The organism is Roseateles sp. P5_E1, assembly GCF_054049335.1.
On the sequence record NZ_JBFUMN010000081.1, the window covers coordinates 1 to 17,211 of the forward strand.

General features: G+C 65.4%; 17 protein-coding genes. 14 read left to right on the top strand and 3 right to left on the bottom strand.

The genetic code is table 11. The annotated features are described in order from the left end of the window. Nucleotides 1-103: 103 nt before the first annotated feature. A complete protein-coding gene (locus tag ACXJKJ_RS28420; protein WP_457356219.1) occupies nucleotides 104-796 on the bottom strand; it encodes a Bax inhibitor-1/YccA family protein in 693 nt (230 codons plus the stop codon). 88 nt (nucleotides 797-884) lie between these two features. Here ACXJKJ_RS28420 and ACXJKJ_RS28425 point away from each other — a divergent pair, with 88 nt between their 5' ends. The 6 genes from ACXJKJ_RS28425 (at nucleotide 885) to ACXJKJ_RS28450 (ending at nucleotide 7,578) form a co-directional block, all read left to right on the top strand. Then, nucleotides 885-1,286, top strand: a complete 402-nt coding sequence (locus ACXJKJ_RS28425) for a GlcG/HbpS family heme-binding protein (RefSeq protein ID WP_056195433.1) — start codon at nucleotides 885-887, stop codon at nucleotides 1,284-1,286. Nucleotides 1,287-1,477: 191 nt separating this feature from the next. Beyond that, nucleotides 1,478-2,638 (top strand): glutamine-hydrolyzing carbamoyl-phosphate synthase small subunit, encoded by a 1,161-nt coding sequence (carA, locus tag ACXJKJ_RS28430; protein WP_457394398.1) that lies wholly within the window; start codon nucleotides 1,478-1,480, stop codon nucleotides 2,636-2,638. Between the two features lie 10 nt (nucleotides 2,639-2,648). Next, nucleotides 2,649-3,290 carry a leucine efflux protein LeuE gene (gene leuE / locus ACXJKJ_RS28435; RefSeq protein ID WP_457356217.1) on the top strand — a complete coding sequence of 214 codons (642 nt, stop codon included), beginning with the start codon at nucleotides 2,649-2,651 and terminating at the stop codon, nucleotides 3,288-3,290. 10 nt (nucleotides 3,291-3,300) lie between these two features. Continuing rightward, nucleotides 3,301-6,579, top strand: a complete 3,279-nt coding sequence (gene carB / locus ACXJKJ_RS28440) for a carbamoyl-phosphate synthase large subunit (protein WP_457394401.1) — start codon at nucleotides 3,301-3,303, stop codon at nucleotides 6,577-6,579. Nucleotides 6,580-6,658: 79 nt separating this feature from the next. Further along, a complete protein-coding gene (greA, locus tag ACXJKJ_RS28445) occupies nucleotides 6,659-7,135 on the top strand; it encodes a transcription elongation factor GreA (protein ID WP_056195443.1) in 477 nt (158 codons plus the stop codon). Next, a complete protein-coding gene (locus ACXJKJ_RS28450; protein ID WP_457394404.1) occupies nucleotides 7,135-7,578 on the top strand; it encodes a DUF4149 domain-containing protein in 444 nt (147 codons plus the stop codon). The genes greA and ACXJKJ_RS28450 overlap by 1 nt, the downstream gene beginning before the upstream one ends. On the opposite strand, the gene ACXJKJ_RS28455 is transcribed toward ACXJKJ_RS28450, so the two are convergent. Then, complete coding sequence (locus ACXJKJ_RS28455; RefSeq protein ID WP_056195448.1) at nucleotides 7,556-8,029, bottom strand: YhbY family RNA-binding protein; 474 nt, start codon at nucleotides 8,027-8,029, stop codon at nucleotides 7,556-7,558. The two genes, ACXJKJ_RS28450 and ACXJKJ_RS28455, sit on opposite strands and share 23 nt — an antisense overlap. A 20-nt stretch (nucleotides 8,030-8,049) precedes the next feature. Between ACXJKJ_RS28455 and ACXJKJ_RS28460 the strand changes: the two genes are divergently transcribed. The 4 genes from ACXJKJ_RS28460 (at nucleotide 8,050) to glmM (ending at nucleotide 12,956) form a co-directional block, all read left to right on the top strand. Further along, on the top strand, nucleotides 8,050-8,724 hold the full coding sequence (locus ACXJKJ_RS28460) for an RlmE family RNA methyltransferase (protein ID WP_056195451.1): 675 nt from the start codon (nucleotides 8,050-8,052) through the stop codon (nucleotides 8,722-8,724). Between the two features lie 85 nt (nucleotides 8,725-8,809). Beyond that, complete coding sequence (ftsH, locus tag ACXJKJ_RS28465; RefSeq protein WP_457394407.1) at nucleotides 8,810-10,708, top strand: ATP-dependent zinc metalloprotease FtsH; 1,899 nt, start codon at nucleotides 8,810-8,812, stop codon at nucleotides 10,706-10,708. 59 nt (nucleotides 10,709-10,767) lie between these two features. Beyond that, nucleotides 10,768-11,610 carry a dihydropteroate synthase gene (gene folP, locus ACXJKJ_RS28470; protein WP_056195457.1) on the top strand — a complete coding sequence of 281 codons (843 nt, stop codon included), beginning with the start codon at nucleotides 10,768-10,770 and terminating at the stop codon, nucleotides 11,608-11,610. Between the two features lie 14 nt (nucleotides 11,611-11,624). After that, the gene (glmM, locus tag ACXJKJ_RS28475) at nucleotides 11,625-12,956 is read left to right on the top strand and encodes a phosphoglucosamine mutase (RefSeq protein ID WP_457394410.1); all 1,332 of its coding nucleotides are present in this window, start codon (nucleotides 11,625-11,627) and stop codon (nucleotides 12,954-12,956) included. A 189-nt stretch (nucleotides 12,957-13,145) separates the two neighbouring features. Here glmM and ACXJKJ_RS28480 read toward each other — a convergent pair whose 3' ends face one another. Then, nucleotides 13,146-13,625 (bottom strand): fasciclin domain-containing protein, encoded by a 480-nt coding sequence (locus ACXJKJ_RS28480; RefSeq protein WP_457325954.1) that lies wholly within the window; start codon nucleotides 13,623-13,625, stop codon nucleotides 13,146-13,148. Between the two features lie 229 nt (nucleotides 13,626-13,854). Between ACXJKJ_RS28480 and pstS the strand changes: the two genes are divergently transcribed. The 4 genes from pstS to ACXJKJ_RS28500 all read left to right on the top strand — a co-directional run. Then, on the top strand, nucleotides 13,855-14,892 hold the full coding sequence (gene pstS / locus ACXJKJ_RS28485; protein ID WP_056197163.1) for a phosphate ABC transporter substrate-binding protein PstS: 1,038 nt from the start codon (nucleotides 13,855-13,857) through the stop codon (nucleotides 14,890-14,892). A gap of 151 nt (nucleotides 14,893-15,043) precedes the next feature. Next, complete coding sequence (gene pstC, locus ACXJKJ_RS28490; protein WP_457394413.1) at nucleotides 15,044-16,003, top strand: phosphate ABC transporter permease subunit PstC; 960 nt, start codon at nucleotides 15,044-15,046, stop codon at nucleotides 16,001-16,003. Then, entirely contained in the window at nucleotides 16,000-16,866 is an 867-nt protein-coding gene (pstA, locus tag ACXJKJ_RS28495) for a phosphate ABC transporter permease PstA (protein WP_457325194.1), read from the top strand. The genes pstC and pstA overlap by 4 nt, the downstream gene beginning before the upstream one ends. Nucleotides 16,867-16,878: 12 nt before the next feature. Beyond that, a partial coding sequence (locus ACXJKJ_RS28500; protein ID WP_457394416.1) for a phosphate ABC transporter ATP-binding protein occupies nucleotides 16,879-17,211 on the top strand: 333 nt, incomplete at its 3' end.

A 17,211-nucleotide genomic window follows, 5' to 3' on the forward strand; every position in this document is an offset into this window, starting at 1 on the left:
GAGGCCTTGTCCTTCGCCAGGCACAAACAGTCCTCAGGACTGTTTCTGTCCGGGCTCAGCCCCCTTGAGGGGGAGGCGCAAAGCGCCTCCGGGGGTGAGTCAATCAGTCGCGCTCGCCGCCGAAGATGCCGAGCAGCGACAGCAGGCTCTGGAACACGTTGTAGAGGTCCAGGTAGATGGCCAGCGTGGCGGAGATGTAGTTGGTCTCGCCGCCGTCAATGACGCGCTTGATGTCATACAGCAGGAAGGCCGAGAACACGCCCAGCATCAGCACCAGGATGGTCAGCATCAGCGCTGACGACTGCAGGAAGATGTTGGCGATGCCGGCGACCATCAGCACGATCGCGCCAACGACCAGGAATTTGCCCATGGACGACAGGTCGCGCTTGATGATGGTGGACAGGCTGGCCATCGCGAAGAAGATCGCTGCCGTGCCGCCGAAGGCCGTCATGATCAAGCTGGAACCGTTGCGGTAGCCCAGCACCTGTGCAATCAGCCGCGACAGCATCAGGCCCATGAAGAAGGTGAAGCCCAGCAGGGCTGCGACGCCCATGCTGCTGTTCTTGGTCTTTTCGACGACGAACATCAGGCCGAAGGCGCCGATGAAGAAGACCAGCGTGCTGATGCCGAAGCCCATCTTGGCCATGAAGCCGGTGGATACGCCGATCCAGGCACCCAGCACCGTAGGCACCAGCGACAGGGCGAGCAGCCAATAGGTGTTGCGCAGTACGCGCTGCCGGTCAACAGCCAGGCCGTTGCCGGCATAGCCGTAAGAGGTTTGCAGACTGTCGTTCATGACGATGCTCCGGAGGCAAAAGGACCGAGGGAATTCTAGGCTCCCGCTGGGCCGCTACATTGGGGTCTATCCCCCGGAAAGCAAGACCATGAAACAGCAATCTCAACTCGAACTCGCAGACGTCAAGCGCATCGCCGCCGCAGCGGAGGCCCATGCAGTCAGCAAGGGCTGGGCGGTGTCCATCGCCATCGTCGACGCCGGCGGCCACCTGCTGTGGCTGCAACGCCTGGATGGCGCCGCGCCCAGCTCGGCGATGTTTGCGCCGGCCAAGGCGCACACGTCGGCCTTGGGCCGGCGCGAATCCAAGATTTACGAGGACATGATCAACGGCGGGCGGCAGTCCTTCCTCAGCGTGCCCGGCATGCACGGCCTGCTGGAGGGCGGCGTGCCCATCCTCGTTGACGGGCAGTGCGTGGGCGCCGTCGGCGTCAGCGGTGTGAAGTCCAGCGAGGATGCCGAGATCGCCAAGGCTGGTATTTCGGCACTCTGAAGCGGCACTTCGAGGCGCCACGAAGCCGTCGCAAGGCGGTCGCGAAGCCTCCGTACTAACCCCAGTCGGCTATACTCGATGGGTTTACCTGAACCCACTTGCTGCCCGGCGAAAACCTTGTTGGTTTCCTCAAATTGACCCGTCTTCGGTCGGGTTGATGCTGGGCACGCGCCCCATTTGCGGAGACCCTTGTGCTGACCGACCTGCTTCATCCCCCTCAAGCAATTCTGGCTCTGGCGGATGGGACGGTGTTCCGAGGCCAATCCATCGGCGCAACGGGCCAGACGGTCGGCGAAGTGGTGTTCAACACCGCGCTGTCCGGCTACCAGGAAATCCTCACCGACCCCAGCTACTGCAAGCAGATCGTCACGCTGACGTATCCGCACATCGGCAGCTACGGCGTCAGCGATGAGGACGTCGAGGCATCCAAGGTTTTCGCCTCCGGTCTGGTCATCAAGGACCTGCCGCTGCGCGCGTCCAACTTCCGCTCGGGCCGTACGCTTGATCAGTACCTGCGCGACGAAGGTACCGTGGCCATTGCCGGCCTTGACACCCGCCGCCTGACACGCGTGCTGCGCACCAACGGCGCACAGAACGGCTGCATCCTGGCATTGGCCGCCGGTGAAGCGCTGACGCAAGCGCATATCGACTCCGCGGTGGCCGCCGCCAAGGCCGCACCGTCGATGTCCGGCCTCGACCTGGCCAAGGTCGTCAGCCGCACCGAAAGCGAAACCTGGACCCAGACCGAGTGGAAGCTTGGCAGCGGCTACGGCACGCAGACGGCACCAAAGTTCCACGTCGTCGCCTACGACTTCGGCGTCAAGCTCAACATCCTGCGCATGCTGGCCGAGCGCGGCTGCAAGGTCACCGTCGTGCCGGCTCAGACGCCCGCCAGCGCCGTGTTCGACCTGGAGCCGGACGGCGTCTTCCTGTCCAACGGCCCTGGCGACCCGGAGCCTTGCGACTACGCGATCAAGGCCACGGCGCAACTGATCGAATCCGGCATCCCCGTCTTCGGCATCTGCCTGGGCCACCAGATCCTGGCGCTGGCCAGCGGTGCCAAGACCTTCAAGATGAAGTTCGGCCACCACGGCGCCAACCACCCGGTCAAGGACCTGGACAGCGGCCGCGTCGGCATCACCAGCCAGAACCACGGTTTCGCGGTCGACCCCGACACGCTGCCGGCCAATCTGCGCGCCACGCACGTGAGCCTGTTCGATGGCACGCTGCAGGGCATCGCCCGCATCGACAAGCCGGCCTTCAGCTTCCAGGGCCACCCTGAAGCCAGCCCCGGCCCGCACGACATCGCCTATCTGTTCGACCGTTTCATTGGCTTGATGAACAAAGCCTGAGGAGCCCCCCATGTTCGGCATCACCGACCTCGGCACCTTCCTCGCGGCGGCGATCTTCATCATCCTGCTGCCCGGGCCCAACTCGATCTACGTGCTGTCCGTTGCTGCTCAGCGCGGCGTGCGTACCGGCTATGGGGCGGCCTGCGGTGTGTTCGTTGGCGACACGCTGCTGATGACTGCGGCTGCCGCTGGCGGCGCGTCGCTGCTGATGGCCAGCCCGCAGATCTTCTTTGTCGTGAAGATGGTCGGCGCGGTCTACCTGGGCTGGATCGGCATCCAGTTGCTGCGCGGTGCGCTGAGTACCTGGCGCGGTGAGGCCAAGGCCGCCGAGGCACCGCGCCTCGTCGACGCGAGCCAGCCGTTCAAGAAGGCCCTGGTCGTCAGCCTGCTGAACCCCAAGGCCATCGCCTTCCTGCTGTCCTTTTTCATCCAGTTCGTCGACCCGGCCTACCCGCATCCGGCGCTGACCTTTTTGATCCTGGGTTCCATCATCCAGGTGCTCAGCTTCATCTATCTCTCGACGCTGATCTTTGCCGGCGCCCGCCTGGCCGCGGCCTTCCGCGCGCGCCGCCGGCTGTCCAGCACTGCCAACGCCAGCGTCGGCGCACTTTTCGTTGGGTTCGGGGCCAAGCTGGCCACGGCCACTCTCTAAGCAGACCGCCATGCCGAAACGTACAGACMTMAAAWCCRTCCTCATCATCGGCGCGGGYCCSATCATCATYGGCCAGGCYTGCGAGTTCGACTACTCCGGCGYSCAGGCCTGCAAGGCGCTGCGCGARGAGGGCTACAAGGTCRTCCTGGTGAACAGCAACCCGGCCACGATCATGACGGACCCGGACACGGCGGACGTCACCTACATCGAGCCCATCAMCTGGCAGGYGGTCGAGAAGATCATCGCCAAGGAGCGGCCGGATGCCGTGCTGCCGACGATGGGCGGCCAGACCGCGCTGAACTGCGCGCTGGACCTGCACAAGCACGGCGTGCTGGCCAAGTACAACGTCGAGATGATCGGCGCCAACGAGCATGCCATCGAGAAGGCCGAGGACCGCCTCAAGTTCAAGGACGCGATGACCAAGATCGGCCTGGGCTCGGCCCGGTCCGGCATCGCGCACTCGCTGGAAGAAGCCTGGGCCGTGCAGAAGCGCATCCACGCCGAGATCGGTGGCGCGGGTTTCCCGATGGTCATCCGCCCCAGCTTCACGCTCGGCGGCTCGGGCGGCGGCATCGCCTACAACCCGGAAGAGTTCGAGACCATCTGCAAGCGTGGCCTGGACCTCTCGCCGACCAACGAACTGCTCATCGAAGAGAGCCTGATCGGCTGGAAGGAGTACGAGATGGAGGTCGTCCGCGACAAGGCGGACAACTGCATCATCGTCTGCTCCATCGAGAACCTCGACCCGATGGGCATCCACACCGGCGACTCCATCACCGTGGCGCCGAGCCAGACGCTGTCGGACAAGGAATACCAGCTGCTGCGCAACGCCAGCATCGCCATCCTGCGCGAGATTGGCGTGGACACCGGCGGCTCCAACGTGCAGTTCTCCATCAACCCGAAGGACGGCCGCATGGTCGTCATCGAGATGAACCCGCGCGTGTCGCGCTCCTCGGCGCTGGCCTCCAAGGCAACGGGTTTCCCCATCGCCAAGATCGCCGCCAAGCTGGCAGTCGGCTACACGCTGGACGAGCTGAAAAACGACATCACCGGCGGCMTCACGCCGGCSTCGTTCGAGCCSASCATCGATTACGTCGTCACCAAGATCCCGCGCTTCGCCTTCGARAAGTTCCCGATGGCCGAYKCGCGSCTGACSACSCAGATGAAGTCCGTCGGCGARGTGATGGCCATGGGCCGMACCTTCCAGGAATCCTTCCAGAAGGCGCTGCGCGGCCTGGAGACCGGCATCGACGGCCTGACCGAGCGCTCGGCCGATCGTGAAGAGATCGTGCAGGAGATCGGCGAAGCCGGCCCCGAGCGCATCCTGTTCTTGGCCGACGCCTTCCGCATCGGCATGACGCTGGACGAGATCTATGAAGAGACTGCGGTGGACCCGTGGTTCCTCGCGCAGATCGAGCAACTCGTGCAGATCGAAGGCGAGCTGAAGGGCCGGGCGATCGAGTCCATCACAGAGGCAGAGCTGCGCCTGCTCAAGAGCAAGGGCTTCTCGGACAAGCGCCTGGCCAAGTTGCTGGGCACGCACCAGCACGCCGTGCGCGAACGCCGCCACGCGCTGAAGGTGCGCCCGGTCTACAAGCGTGTGGACACCTGCGCGGCCGAGTTCGCCACGCAGACGGCGTACATGTACTCGACCTACGAAGGCGCCGACGCCGAGTGCGAGGCCAACCCGACGGACAAGAAGAAGATCATGGTGCTGGGCGGTGGCCCGAACCGCATCGGCCAGGGCATCGAGTTCGACTACTGCTGCGTTCACGCCGCGCTCGCGATGCGCGAGGACGGCTACGAGACCATCATGGTCAACTGCAATCCCGAGACCGTCTCGACCGACTACGACACGTCGGATCGCCTCTATTTCGAGTCGGTCACGCTGGAAGACGTGCTGGAGATCGTCGACAAGGAAAAGCCGGTCGGCGTCATCGTGCAGTACGGCGGCCAGACGCCGCTGAAGCTCGCACTTGATCTGGAGCGTGCCGGCGTGCCCATCATTGGCACGACGCCCGATTCCATCGACATCGCCGAGGATCGCGAGCGCTTCCAGAAGCTGCTGCACGAGCTGGGCCTGCGCCAGCCACCCAACCGCACTGCACGCAATGAAGATCAGGCCGTGGCGCTGGCCAACGAGATCGGCTACCCGCTGGTCGTGCGCCCGAGCTATGTGCTGGGCGGCCGTGCGATGGAGATCGTGCACGGCGACAAGGACCTGGAGCGCTATATGCGCGAAGCCGTGCGCGTGTCCGAGAAGTCGCCCGTGCTGCTGGACCGCTTCCTGGAAGACGCCGTCGAGGTCGACGTCGATTGCATCGCCGACGCTGCGGGCGACGTGATGATCGGCGGCATCATGGAGCACATCGAGGCGGCCGGCATCCACAGCGGCGACTCGGCCTGCTCGCTGCCGCCGTACACGCTGGCTGCAGACCTGCAGGATGAGCTGCGCCGCCAGACGGCTGCGATGGCCAAGGCGCTGAAGGTCATCGGCCTGATGAATGTGCAGTTCGCCATTCAGGGCGACGTGACTGCCGGTCTCGCGGCCTGCACGGTCTACGTGCTGGAAGTGAATCCGCGTGCCTCGCGTACCGTGCCCTATGTGTCCAAGGCCACCGGTCAGCAGCTCGCCAAGATCGCCGCGCGCTGCATGGCGGGCCAGAAGCTGGTCGACCAGCGCGACCGCAAGGGCCGCGTGCCGGCCGAGGTCATCCCGCCGTACTTCAGCGTCAAGGAAGCCGTCTTCCCGTTCAACAAGTTCCCCGGCGTGGACCCCATCCTCAGCCCCGAGATGCGTTCGACCGGCGAAGTGATGGGCGCAGCCAGGACTTTCGGCGAGGCGATGCTGAAGAGCCAGATCGGCGCCGGCTCGCGCCTGCCGCGCCAGGGCAATGTGCTGATCACGGTCAAGAACAGCGACAAGGCCCGCGCCATCGCCATCGCCAAGGATTTGCATGCGCTGGGCTTCGGCATCGTCGCGACGCGCGGCACGGCGGCTGCGATCACCGAGGCCGGCGTGCCGGTCAAGCTGATCAATAAGATCAAGGACGGCCGCCCGCACATCGTCGATGCGCTCAAGGGCGGCGACATCCAGCTCGTCTTCACGACGGTGGACGAGACCCGCACGGCGATCGCTGACAGCCGCTACATCCGCCAGGCGGCTCTGGCCAACCGCGTGACCTATTACACGACCATGGCCGGTTGTGAAGCCGCGGTCGAAGGCATGAAACACCGTGACGGCCTGACCGTGCAATCCCTGCAGGAACTGCACGCCGAGCTGGCTTAAACTACAGCCCATCGATTCCGCCGCAGCAGCCCGACCGGGCCGCAGCGGCGGAACTCTTTTTGCCCATTGAGTTTTTGCCATGACGACCATTCCCCTGACCAAGCGCGGCGCCGAGTCGCTCAAAGCCGAGCTGCACCGACTCAAGACCGTCGAACGTCATGCCGTCGTCCAGGCAATTGCCGAAGCGCGCGCCCAGGGTGACCTGAGCGAGAACGCCGAGTACGACGCAGCCAAGGACAAGCAGGGCTTCATCGAAGGTCGCATCCTCGAGATCGAAGGCAAACTCGCGGCGGCGCAGATCATCGATCCCTCGACGCTGGACGCTGGCGGTCGCGTGGTGTTCGGCGCAACGGTGGATCTGGAAGAAGAAGCCAGCGGCACCGAAGTGACCTACCAGATCACGGGTGACGACGAGGCCGACATCAAGCATGGCCGTATCTCGGTCGGCTCGCCGATCGCCCGCGCCCTGATCGGCAAGGAGGCCGGTGATGTCGCCGAAGTGCAGGCCCCCGGCGGCATCAAGCGCTACGAAATCGTCGAAGTGCGCTACGAGTGATGTTCGCTCGGCTCCAAGCCCTGCTGGCCGCCCTCTGGGGCGGCTTTTTGCTGTGTGTGGCCTTCGCGGCGGCGCCCAGTGCCTTCGCGGTGTTGGAGCGCGCCCAGGCCGGTGCTTTCGTCGCACGCGTGTTTGCGATCGAGGCGCAGGTCAGCCTGGCGTTGGGGCTGGTGCTGATGATGATCGAGCGACGCATCGCCCGTGACACCTTGGAGGGCGGGGGCGTCAGCCAACAGTTCTCAGCCCGGCTCTTGCTGCCGGTCGTGGCCCTGTTCTGCACGATTGCCGGCTACTACGGCCTGCAACCGCTGATGGCAGACGCGAAGGCTGGCGCCGGGGTCGCATCCTTCGCGGCGCTGCATGGTGCTTCGCTCGCGTTCTTCGGCGTGAAGGGCCTGGCGGTGCTGGCCCTGGCCTGGATCAGTCAGCGACGTTCTTCTTGACGCTGGTCATGCGGCGCTTGGCGCGCTTGAGTTCGCCGCCCTGGGCGACGCGCTGGTTGCCCAGCACCTTGAGCTTGGTGACCTGGGGCCGGCCATTGCCGCTCTTGGAGAACTTGACGATCTTGACCACGCGCGGGCCGGGCCGGGCGTCGGTGCGCTCGGCGGCTGCCTTCTCCGGAATCGGCCGCCACAGCACCAGCAGCTTGCCGATGTGCTGGATGGGCGCGGCGTTCAGCTCGTCGCAGAGCTGGGCGAACATGGCTTCGCGCGCAGCGCGGTCGTCGCCCAGCACCCGCACCTTGATCAGGCCATGAGCCTTCAGCGCCAGGTCCACTTCCTTCACGACGGCGGGGGTCAGGCCATCGCCGCCGATCATCACGACCGGGTCGAGATGGTGGGCGTCGGAGCGTTTGTCCTTGCGCTGGGCAGGGGTCAGGATGATTTGAGGCATCCCCGTATTATCCCGTAGGCATGAAAACTCAAACCAAAAGCAAGAAGCTCAACAAGGCGTGGTTGAACAACCATGTCTCGGATCCCTATGTGCAGCAGGCGCAGAAGGACGGCTACCGCTCGCGCGCGGCCTACAAGCTCAAGGAAATCGACGAGGAACTGAAGCTGATCCGCCCGGGCCAGATCGTCGTCGACCTGGGTGCCACGCCCGGTGCCTGGAGCCAGTATCTGCGCCGCCGGTTCGCGCCCACGGAGGCGGGGCGGGGCGGGGCGGCGGTGGGGCAGCTCAACGGCAGCATCATTGCGCTGGACGTGCTGGAGTTCGAGCCCATCGAAGGCGTGCAGTTCATCCAGGGCGATTTTCAGGAGGACGCGGTGCTGGCAGAGCTGGAGGCGGCTCTGGCCGGCCGGCCGGTGGATGTCGTCGTGTCGGACATGGCGCCCAATATGTCGGGTATTGCGTCCACCGATGCCGCCCGCATCTCCGGCCTGGTCGAGCTGGCCGTCGACTTCGCCAGCAGCCACCTCAAGCCCGAGGGCGCGCTGGTGGCCAAGGTCTTCCATGGCAGTGGCTACGACGAGCTCGTGAACCTCTTCAAAACACATTTCAAGGTCTTCAAGGTCGTGAAGCCCAAAGCCTCCCGCATCCGCTCTTCCGAGACATTCTTGGTGGGCATGGGACTGAAAAACCGCTGATTACAGGGCTGACCCCCTTGCCGCCCCTAAAATCGCCCCCACTGTCCTGAAACCCGCGCTGGGCCATCAGGGCCAAGGAGTCGCAGTGAACAATCAATGGTTTTCGAAGTTCGCCGTCTGGATCGTGATCGCGCTGGTGCTGTTCACGGTCGTCAAGCAGTTCGGCGGCACCACGGCACCCGGTAAGCAGGTGACCTATTCCGAGTTCCTGGATCTCGTCCAGGCGCGCCGGATCAAATCCGCGACCCTGCCCGACGGCATCACCGGTGACATCTACGCCGAAGACACCGAAGGCAACAAGCTGCGCACGCTGGCCACCTACCAGGATCGTGGCCTGGTCGGCGACCTGCGCAGCAACGGCGTCAAGTTCGACATCAAGCCGCGTGAAGAGCAGAGCTTCCTGGTCAGCATGCTGATCAACTGGACGCCGATGCTGCTGCTGATCGGTGTCTGGGTCTACTTCATGCGCCAGATGCAGGGTGGCGGCAAGGGCGGGGCATTCAGCTTCGGCAAATCCAAGGCCCGCATGCTGGACGAGGCCAACAACACCGTCACCTTCGCCGACGTCGCTGGTTGCGATGAAGCCAAGGAAGAGGTCAAGGAACTGGTCGACTTCCTGAAGGATCCGCAGAAATTCCAGAAGCTCGGCGGCCGTATCCCGCGTGGTGTGTTGCTGGTCGGCCCTCCGGGTACCGGCAAGACGCTGCTGGCCAAGTCCATCGCCGGTGAAGCCAAGGTGCCSTTCTTCACGATCTCSGGYTCCGACTTCGTCGARATGTTCGTCGGCGTTGGCGCSRSCCGCGTSCGMGACATGTTCGAGCAGGCCAAGAAGMRSGCGCCSTGCATCATCTTCATCGACGAAATCGACGCCGTCGGCCGCCATCGCGGCGCGGGCCTGGGCGGTGGCAATGATGAGCGCGAGCAGACGCTGAACCAGATGCTGGTCGAGATGGATGGCTTTGAGACCAATCTCGGCGTCATCGTCATCGCCGCCACCAACCGACCCGACATCCTCGACCCCGCGCTGCTGCGCCCCGGCCGCTTCGACCGCCAGGTCTATGTCACGCTGCCGGACATCCGCGGCCGCGAGCAGATCCTGAACGTGCACATGCGCAAGGTGCCTATCGGCCAGGACGTCAACGCGTCCATCCTCGCCCGCGGCACGCCTGGCATGAGCGGTGCCGACCTGGCCAACCTCGTCAACGAGGCTGCCCTGTTCGCCGCGCGCCGCAATGGTCGCCTGGTGGAAATGATCGACTTCGAGCGCGCCAAGGACAAGCTCTACATGGGCCCCGAGCGCAAGAGCATGGTCATGACCGAGGACGAGAAGCGCGCCACGGCGTACCACGAGTCTGGTCATGCCGTCGTCGCCGAGCTGCTGCCCGGCACAGACCCGGTTCACAAGGTCACCATCATGCCGCGCGGGCGCGCCTTGGGCGTGACCTGGCAGCTGCCTGAGCGTGACCAGCACAGCCTGTACTTCAAGCAGATGCTCAACAGCATCAGCATCATGTTCGGCGGCCGCATTGCCGAGGACCTGTTCGTCCACGACATCTCGACCGGTGCATCCAACGACTACGAACGCGCCACCCGCATGGCCCGCGACATGGTGACGCGCTACGGCATGAGCGAGGTGCTCGGCCCGATGGTCTATGCCGAGAACGAGGGCGAAGTCTTCCTCGGCCGCAGCATGACCAAGACGGCCAACATCAGCGAGAGCACGCAGCAGAAGGTCGACGGCGAGATCCGCCGCATCCTCGACCAGCAGTACGCCGTCGCGCAGAAGATCCTCGAGGACAACCGCGACAAGGTCGAGACCATGACCGAGGCGCTGATGAAGTGGGAAACCATCGACCGCGACCAGATCCTGGACATCATGGCCGGCCGCCCCCCACGCGCGCCTGACGACAAGCCGACCCCGAGCGGCCCGACCGGTGGTGGCACGCCGCCGGTCAGCACCGACGGCGCCCCCGCCGCGGCCTGATCCCCACCCCAACGACGGGCCCGGCTTCCACCGGGCCCGTTTTCCATTCCGAGCCGCCCATGCATTGGCAGACCCGCCGCTTCCGCCTTGATTTGAGCCACCCGCGCGTGATGGGCATCGTCAACGTGACGCCGGATTCCTTTTCCGACGGTGGCCGGCATGACGACACCCGGACCGCCATCGCGCACTGCGAGCGCCTGGTGGCAGAAGGCGCCGACATCTTGGACATCGGTGGCGAGTCCACCCGCCCCGGCGCGCCGCGCGTCGATGCCGGCAGCGAATGGGCGCGTATCGACAAGGTGCTGGCCGCGGCGGTCACGTTAGGCGTTCCCGTTTCGGTCGACACCTACAAGCCAGACGTGATGCGCCGCGCGCTGGATGCCGGTGCGGACATCGTCAACGACGTGCAGGCCCTGCAACTGCCCGGCGCGCTGGCGGCTGTGGCCGGCAGCGGTGCGGGTGTCTGCCTGATGCACATGCGCGGCGAGCCGGCGTCGATGATGGAGCTGGCGGTCTACGGCGATGTGGTGGCCGAGGTCGGCGCCTTTCTCGCCCAACGCGCGCAAGCTGCGCGAGATTCGGGCATCCCGGCTGATGCCGTCGCGCTGGATCCGGGTTATGGCTTTGCCAAGAGCGCCGAGCACAACCTCCAGCTGCTGGCCGGGCAGCAACGCCTGGCCGGGCTGGGCTATCCGCTGCTGGTGGGCTGGTCGCGCAAGCGCACACTGGGCGACATCACCGGTCGGCCGGTGGACCAGCGCCTGCCGGCCAGCCTGGCCGCCGCGCTGCGGGCCGTCAGCGCAGGCGCGAACGTGATTCGTGTGCACGATGTCGCCGCCACCGTGGACGCGCTCAAGGTCTGGGCCGCGGTCGATGCGGCGACAATCCCTGCCACGAAATAAGAAGGAAGAGCTCGATGGCCCGCAAGTATTTTGGAACCGACGGCATTCGGGGCACGGTGGGCCAGGACCCGATCACGCCGGACTTCATGCTGCGCCTGGGCCATGCCGTCGGTCGCGTGCTGCGCAAGACGGACGAGCGGCCCACGGTGCTGATCGGCAAGGACACGCGCATCTCGGGCTACATGATCGAGTCCGCACTGGAGGCCGGTTTCGCTTCGGCCGGCGTGAATGTGCTGCTGACCGGCCCGCTGCCGACCCCGGGTGTGGCCTACCTGACGCGCGCGCTGCGCCTGGATCTCGGCGTCGTCATCAGCGCSTCGCACAACCCGTWTGSCGACAACGGCATCAAGTTCTTCTCGGCCAAGGGCGAGAAGCTGCCCGATGCCTGGGAGCTGGCCGTCGAAGCCGCGCTGGAAGAGGCGCCGCAGTGGGTGGATTCGGCCAGCCTGGGTCGTGCCAAGCGCCTGGAAGATGCGCGCGGCCGCTACATCGAGTTCTGCAAGAACAGTTTCGGCTCGGACCTGACGCTCAAGGGGCTGAAGATCGTCGTCGACGCAGCCCACGGCGCGGCCTATCACGTTGCGCCCGATGTCTTCCATGAGCTGGGCGCAGAGGTCATCTCGATCGGCTGCAAGCCCGACGGCTTCAACATCAATGCCGGCTTCGGCGCGACAGCGCCCGGGGCCCTTGTCGAGGCTGTCAAGGCCAACGGCGCCCATTACGGCGTGGCGCTGGACGGCGACGCCGACCGGCTGCAGCTGGTGGACGCCAACGGTCGCCTCTACAACGGTGACGAACTGCTCTACGTGATGGTGGCCGATCGCCTCGCCCAAGGGCTGCGCGTGCCGGGCGCCGTCGGTACGCTGATGACCAATATGGCCGTCGAGCTGGCGCTGCGTTCGCGCGACGTCGAATTCGTGCGCGCCAAGGTCGGCGACCGCTATGTACTGGAAGAGTTGGCCGCGCGCGGCTGGCAGCTGGGCGGCGAGGGCTCTGGCCACCTGCTGGCGCTGGACAAGCACACCACGGGCGACGGCATCGTCAGCGCGCTGCTGGTGCTGCAGGCCGTCTGCCGCAGCGGACGCGGCCTGGCGGAGCAGTTGCAAGGCGTGGACCTGTTCCCGCAGACCTTGATCAACGTGCGCCTGGCTGCCGGCCAGGACTGGAAGAGCAGCACGCGCCTGGCCGAGGAGCAGGCGGCGGTGATGGCCGAGCTGGGCAACAAGGGTCGCATCCTGATCCGCGCCTCGGGCACCGAGCCTTTGCTGCGCGTCATGGTCGAGGCCTCGGATGCCACAGTGGCCCAGCGCTGTGCCCAGCGCCTGGTGGATGCTGTCTCGTCTTGAAACGGAGCCCCTCGTCCAGTCTCGCGCTGCTGAACGCATGCGTGCCTGACCGGTCCCCCAAGGGGACGGCGATGCTTGCCGGATCGACCGGCAAGCACATCGCCAGATGCGGGTCGGCTCGGGGGCGGCCCAGCGCTCGGCCCACAAAAAGGCCGCCCTGTGGCGGCCTTCTGCTTGCTGGAGCCTGATTTACTTCTTCGGCGGCATCAGCACGCGGTCGACCACGTGGGCCACGCCATTGGTCGCGACGATGTCGGCCTGCTGCACGACGGCATCGTCCACCGTGACGAAGCTGCCAGCCTTGGCCAGGGCCAGCGTGGCGCCTTGGTGGGTCTTGGCGGTGCCCGGCTTCACATCGGCGGCCGCAACACGGCCATCGATGACGTGATAGCCCAGCACTGCCTTGAGCTGGGCCGGGTCAGCGGCCAGCGCTTCCATCGTCTTGGCCGGCACGGCCTTGAAGGCGTCGTCGCTGGGCGCGAAGACGGTCAGCGGACCGGCGGCACGCAGTTCGTCGGCGAGGCCGGCTTGGGCTACCAGGCGGTTGAAGGTGCTGAGCTGCGGGTCGCGGGCCAGCGTCTCGGCCAGCGGCGCCGGCGCGGGGGTGGTAGCGCAGGCGACCAGCCATGCGCTGGCGGTCAACGCGATCAGGGATGTGCGACGGGTCATTTCGGAAGCTCCGGTGTGGTCGGGAAACGATAGGCCGGCACTCTAGAAGCGCCATATGACGCTCGCGTGAATCGAAAATGACAGTGTCACAAAGCGGTTCAGGCGGCTTCCCAGCCGCGCTTTGACGCGCTCCAATGGCCGGATCGATGACTGGGCAGTCACTCAATCGTCACATTCGATCCCTAGGATGCCGGTCATCGTCAAACCCGCCCTGCGGAAGGTGTCTCAGATGAAATTTGTCCAGGTCAGCAAGTCGCTCGCGATCGTCGTGAGTTTGTTCGGTGCCCAGGCGGCCCTTGCCCAGGACGTGACCGGCGCCGGCGCCACCTTTCCGGCGCCCATCTATGCCAAGTGGGCCGATGCCTACAACAAGGCCAGCGGCGCCCGCATCAACTACCAGTCGGTCGGTTCGGGTGCCGGCATCCGCCAGATCAAGGCCAAGACGGTCGACTTCGGCGCTTCCGACATGCCGCTGAAGGACGAGGAACTGGCCAAGGACGGCCTGCTGCAATTCCCCATGGTCATTGGTGGCGTCGTTCCCGTCGTCAACATCAAGGGCATCGCCCCGGGCCAGATCAAACTGACCGGCGCCGTGCTGGCTGACATCTACCTCGGCAAAATCACCAAGTGGAACGACGCGGCCCTGACCGCGCTGAACCCAGGCGTTGCCCTGCCGGACGCCACCATCGCCCCCGTGGCGCGCGCCGACGGTTCGGGCACGACCTTCATCTTCACCAACTACCTGTCCAAGGTCAGCGAGGACTGGAAGAGCAAGGTCGGCGAAGGCACGACGGTCAAATGGCTGGCCGGTACGGCCGGCAAGGGCAACGAGGGCGTCGCCGCCTTCGTGCAGCGCCTGCCCAACTCCATCGGCTACGTCGAGTACGCCTATGTGAAGCAGAACAAGATGACCTACGTCCAGCTGAAGAACAAGGACGGCCAGTGGGTCAACCCGAGCGACGACGCCTTCAAGGCCGCCGCGGCCGGCGCCGACTGGAACAAGACCTTCTATCAGATCACGACCGACCAACCGGGCAAGACTGCCTGGCCGCTGACCAACCCGACCTACATCCTGATGTTCAAGTCGCAGGACAAGGCGGCGCAGGCCGGTGCCGCGCTGAAGTTCTTCGAATGGGCCTATGGCAACGGCGACAAGATGGCCGACGACCTCGACTACGTGCCGCTGCCTGCCGCCGTGAAGGATCTGGTGCGCAAGCAGTGGGGCGAGATCAAGGACACGTCCGGCAAGGCGGTGGCCTACAAGTGATGCCCAGGCGCTGAACCTGGCCCGGCCTCGCCGGGCTTCGTTACATCAGGCGCCTTTTCTCTCTCAGACCTCAGGAGGTTCCTTGGCAGCCATCCTTCCAGCCGGCAACGCAGGCGCTGATCGAAGCGAACGTCGCTCGCATACTTCACCGATGGAACCCAAACCCCAGCGCCGCCGCGTCGCCCCCTGGGCTGACGCGCTGTTCGCGGCCCTGTCGCAGGGTGCAGCGTGGCTGACGCTGCTGTTGATGGTCGGCATCATCGGCTCCCTCATCATCGGTGCCACGCCGGCGCTCAAGGCCTTCGGCCTCGGCTTCCTGACCAGCGCGGAATGGGACCCGGTGCAGGAGAAGTTCGGCGGCCTGGTGATGATCTACGGCACGCTGGCGAGCTCCTTCATCGCGCTGGTGATCGCCGTGCCGGTCAGCTTCGGCATCGCCATCTTCCTGACCGAGCTGTCGCCCAGCTGGTTGAAGCGCCCGCTGGGCATCGCCATCGAGCTGCTGGCTGCCGTGCCCTCCATCGTCTACGGCATGTGGGGCCTGCTGGTGTTCGGCCCCATCCTGGCCACCTTCGTGCAGGCGCCCTTGCAGGCGATGCTCAACGGCGTGCCCTTTCTGGGTTCGCTGGTGTCGGGCCCGCCCGTGGGCATCGGCATCCTGTCGGCCGGCATCATCCTGGCGATCATGATCATTCCCTTCATCGCCTCGGTGATGCGCGACGTCTTCGAGGTCACGCCGCCGATRCTGAAGGAGTCCGCCTACGGCCTGGGCGCGACGACCTGGGAGGTCGTCTCCCGCGTCGTGCTGCCGTACACCAAGACCGGGGTCGTCGGCGGCGTCATGCTGGGTCTCGGGCGCGCGCTCGGTGAGACGATGGCCGTCACCTTCGTCATCGGCAACATGAACCAGCTGAACTCGCTGTCGGTCTTCGAGGCCGCCAACAGCATCACGTCCACGCTGGCCAACGAGTTCGCGGAAGCCGGCGAGGGCCTGCACCAGGCTTCGCTGATGTACCTCGGCCTCGTCCTCTTCCTGATCACCTTTGTCGTGCTGACCATCTCCAAGCTGCTGCTGATGCGCCTGAAGAAGAGCGAAGGAGCCCGTTCATGAGCTCAACCACCCTCGACGCTCGCCGGCTGGCGATGCACAAGAAGCGCAAGCGCACCAATGTCATCGCGCTGGCGCTGTCCCTGGGCGCCATGGGCTTCGGTGTGTTCTGGCTGGTCTGGATCCTGTTCGAGACCATCTACCTCGGCATCGGCGGCCTGACCCTGTCCACCTTCACCGAGATGACGCCGCCGCCGCAGGGCGAGGGTGGTGGCCTGGCCAACGCCATCTTCGGCAGCTTCGTCATGGTGGGCCTGGCCACGCTGATCGGCACACCGGTCGGCATCCTGGCCGGTGTCTATCTGGCGGAGTACGGACAGAAGACCTGGCTGGGCAGCGCGGTGCGATTCATCAACGACATCCTGCTGTCTGCGCCGTCCATCGTCGTCGGGCTGTTCGTCTACGCGATGGTCGTGGCCAAGCTGAAGAGCTTCTCCGGCATGGCCGGCGCGCTGGCCCTGGCGCTACTCGTCATCCCGGTCGTCATCCGCACGACCGAGAACATGCTCAGCCTGGTACCCAACGCGTTGCGCGAAGCCGCCTACGCCCTGGGTACGCCGAAGTGGAAGGTCATCCTGACCATCACGCTGAAGGCGGCCCGCGCTGGCGTCCTCACCGGCATCCTGCTGGCCCTGGCTCGCGTGTCCGGCGAGACCGCACCGCTGCTGTTCACGGCGCTGTCCAACCAGTTCTGGACCAGCGACATCAGCTCGCCGATGGCCAGCCTGCCGGTCACCATCTTCAAGTTCGCAATGAGCCCTTACGAGAACTGGCAGAAGCTGGCCTGGGCCGGYGTCTTCCTGATCACCGTGGGCGTGCTGCTGCTGAACATCCTGGCCCGCGTGCTCTTCAAGAACAAACACTAAGGACTGACCCACATGGACGCCAAGATCGAAACGCCCGTGGGCGAACGCGCCAAACTCTCGGTGCGCAATCTGAATTTCTTCTACGGCAGCTTCCACGCGCTGAAGAACATCAACCTCGACATCCCCGAGAAGAAGGTCACCGCCTTCATCGGCCCGTCGGGCTGCGGCAAGAGCACGCTGCTGCGCACGCTGAACCGCATGTTCCAGCTATACCCCGAGCAACGTGCCGAAGGCCAGATCCTGCTCGACGGCGACGACATCCTGTCCAGCAAGGACGACGTCTCGCTGATCCGCGCCAAGATCGGCATGGTCTTCCAGAAGCCCATGCCCTTCCCGATGTCCATC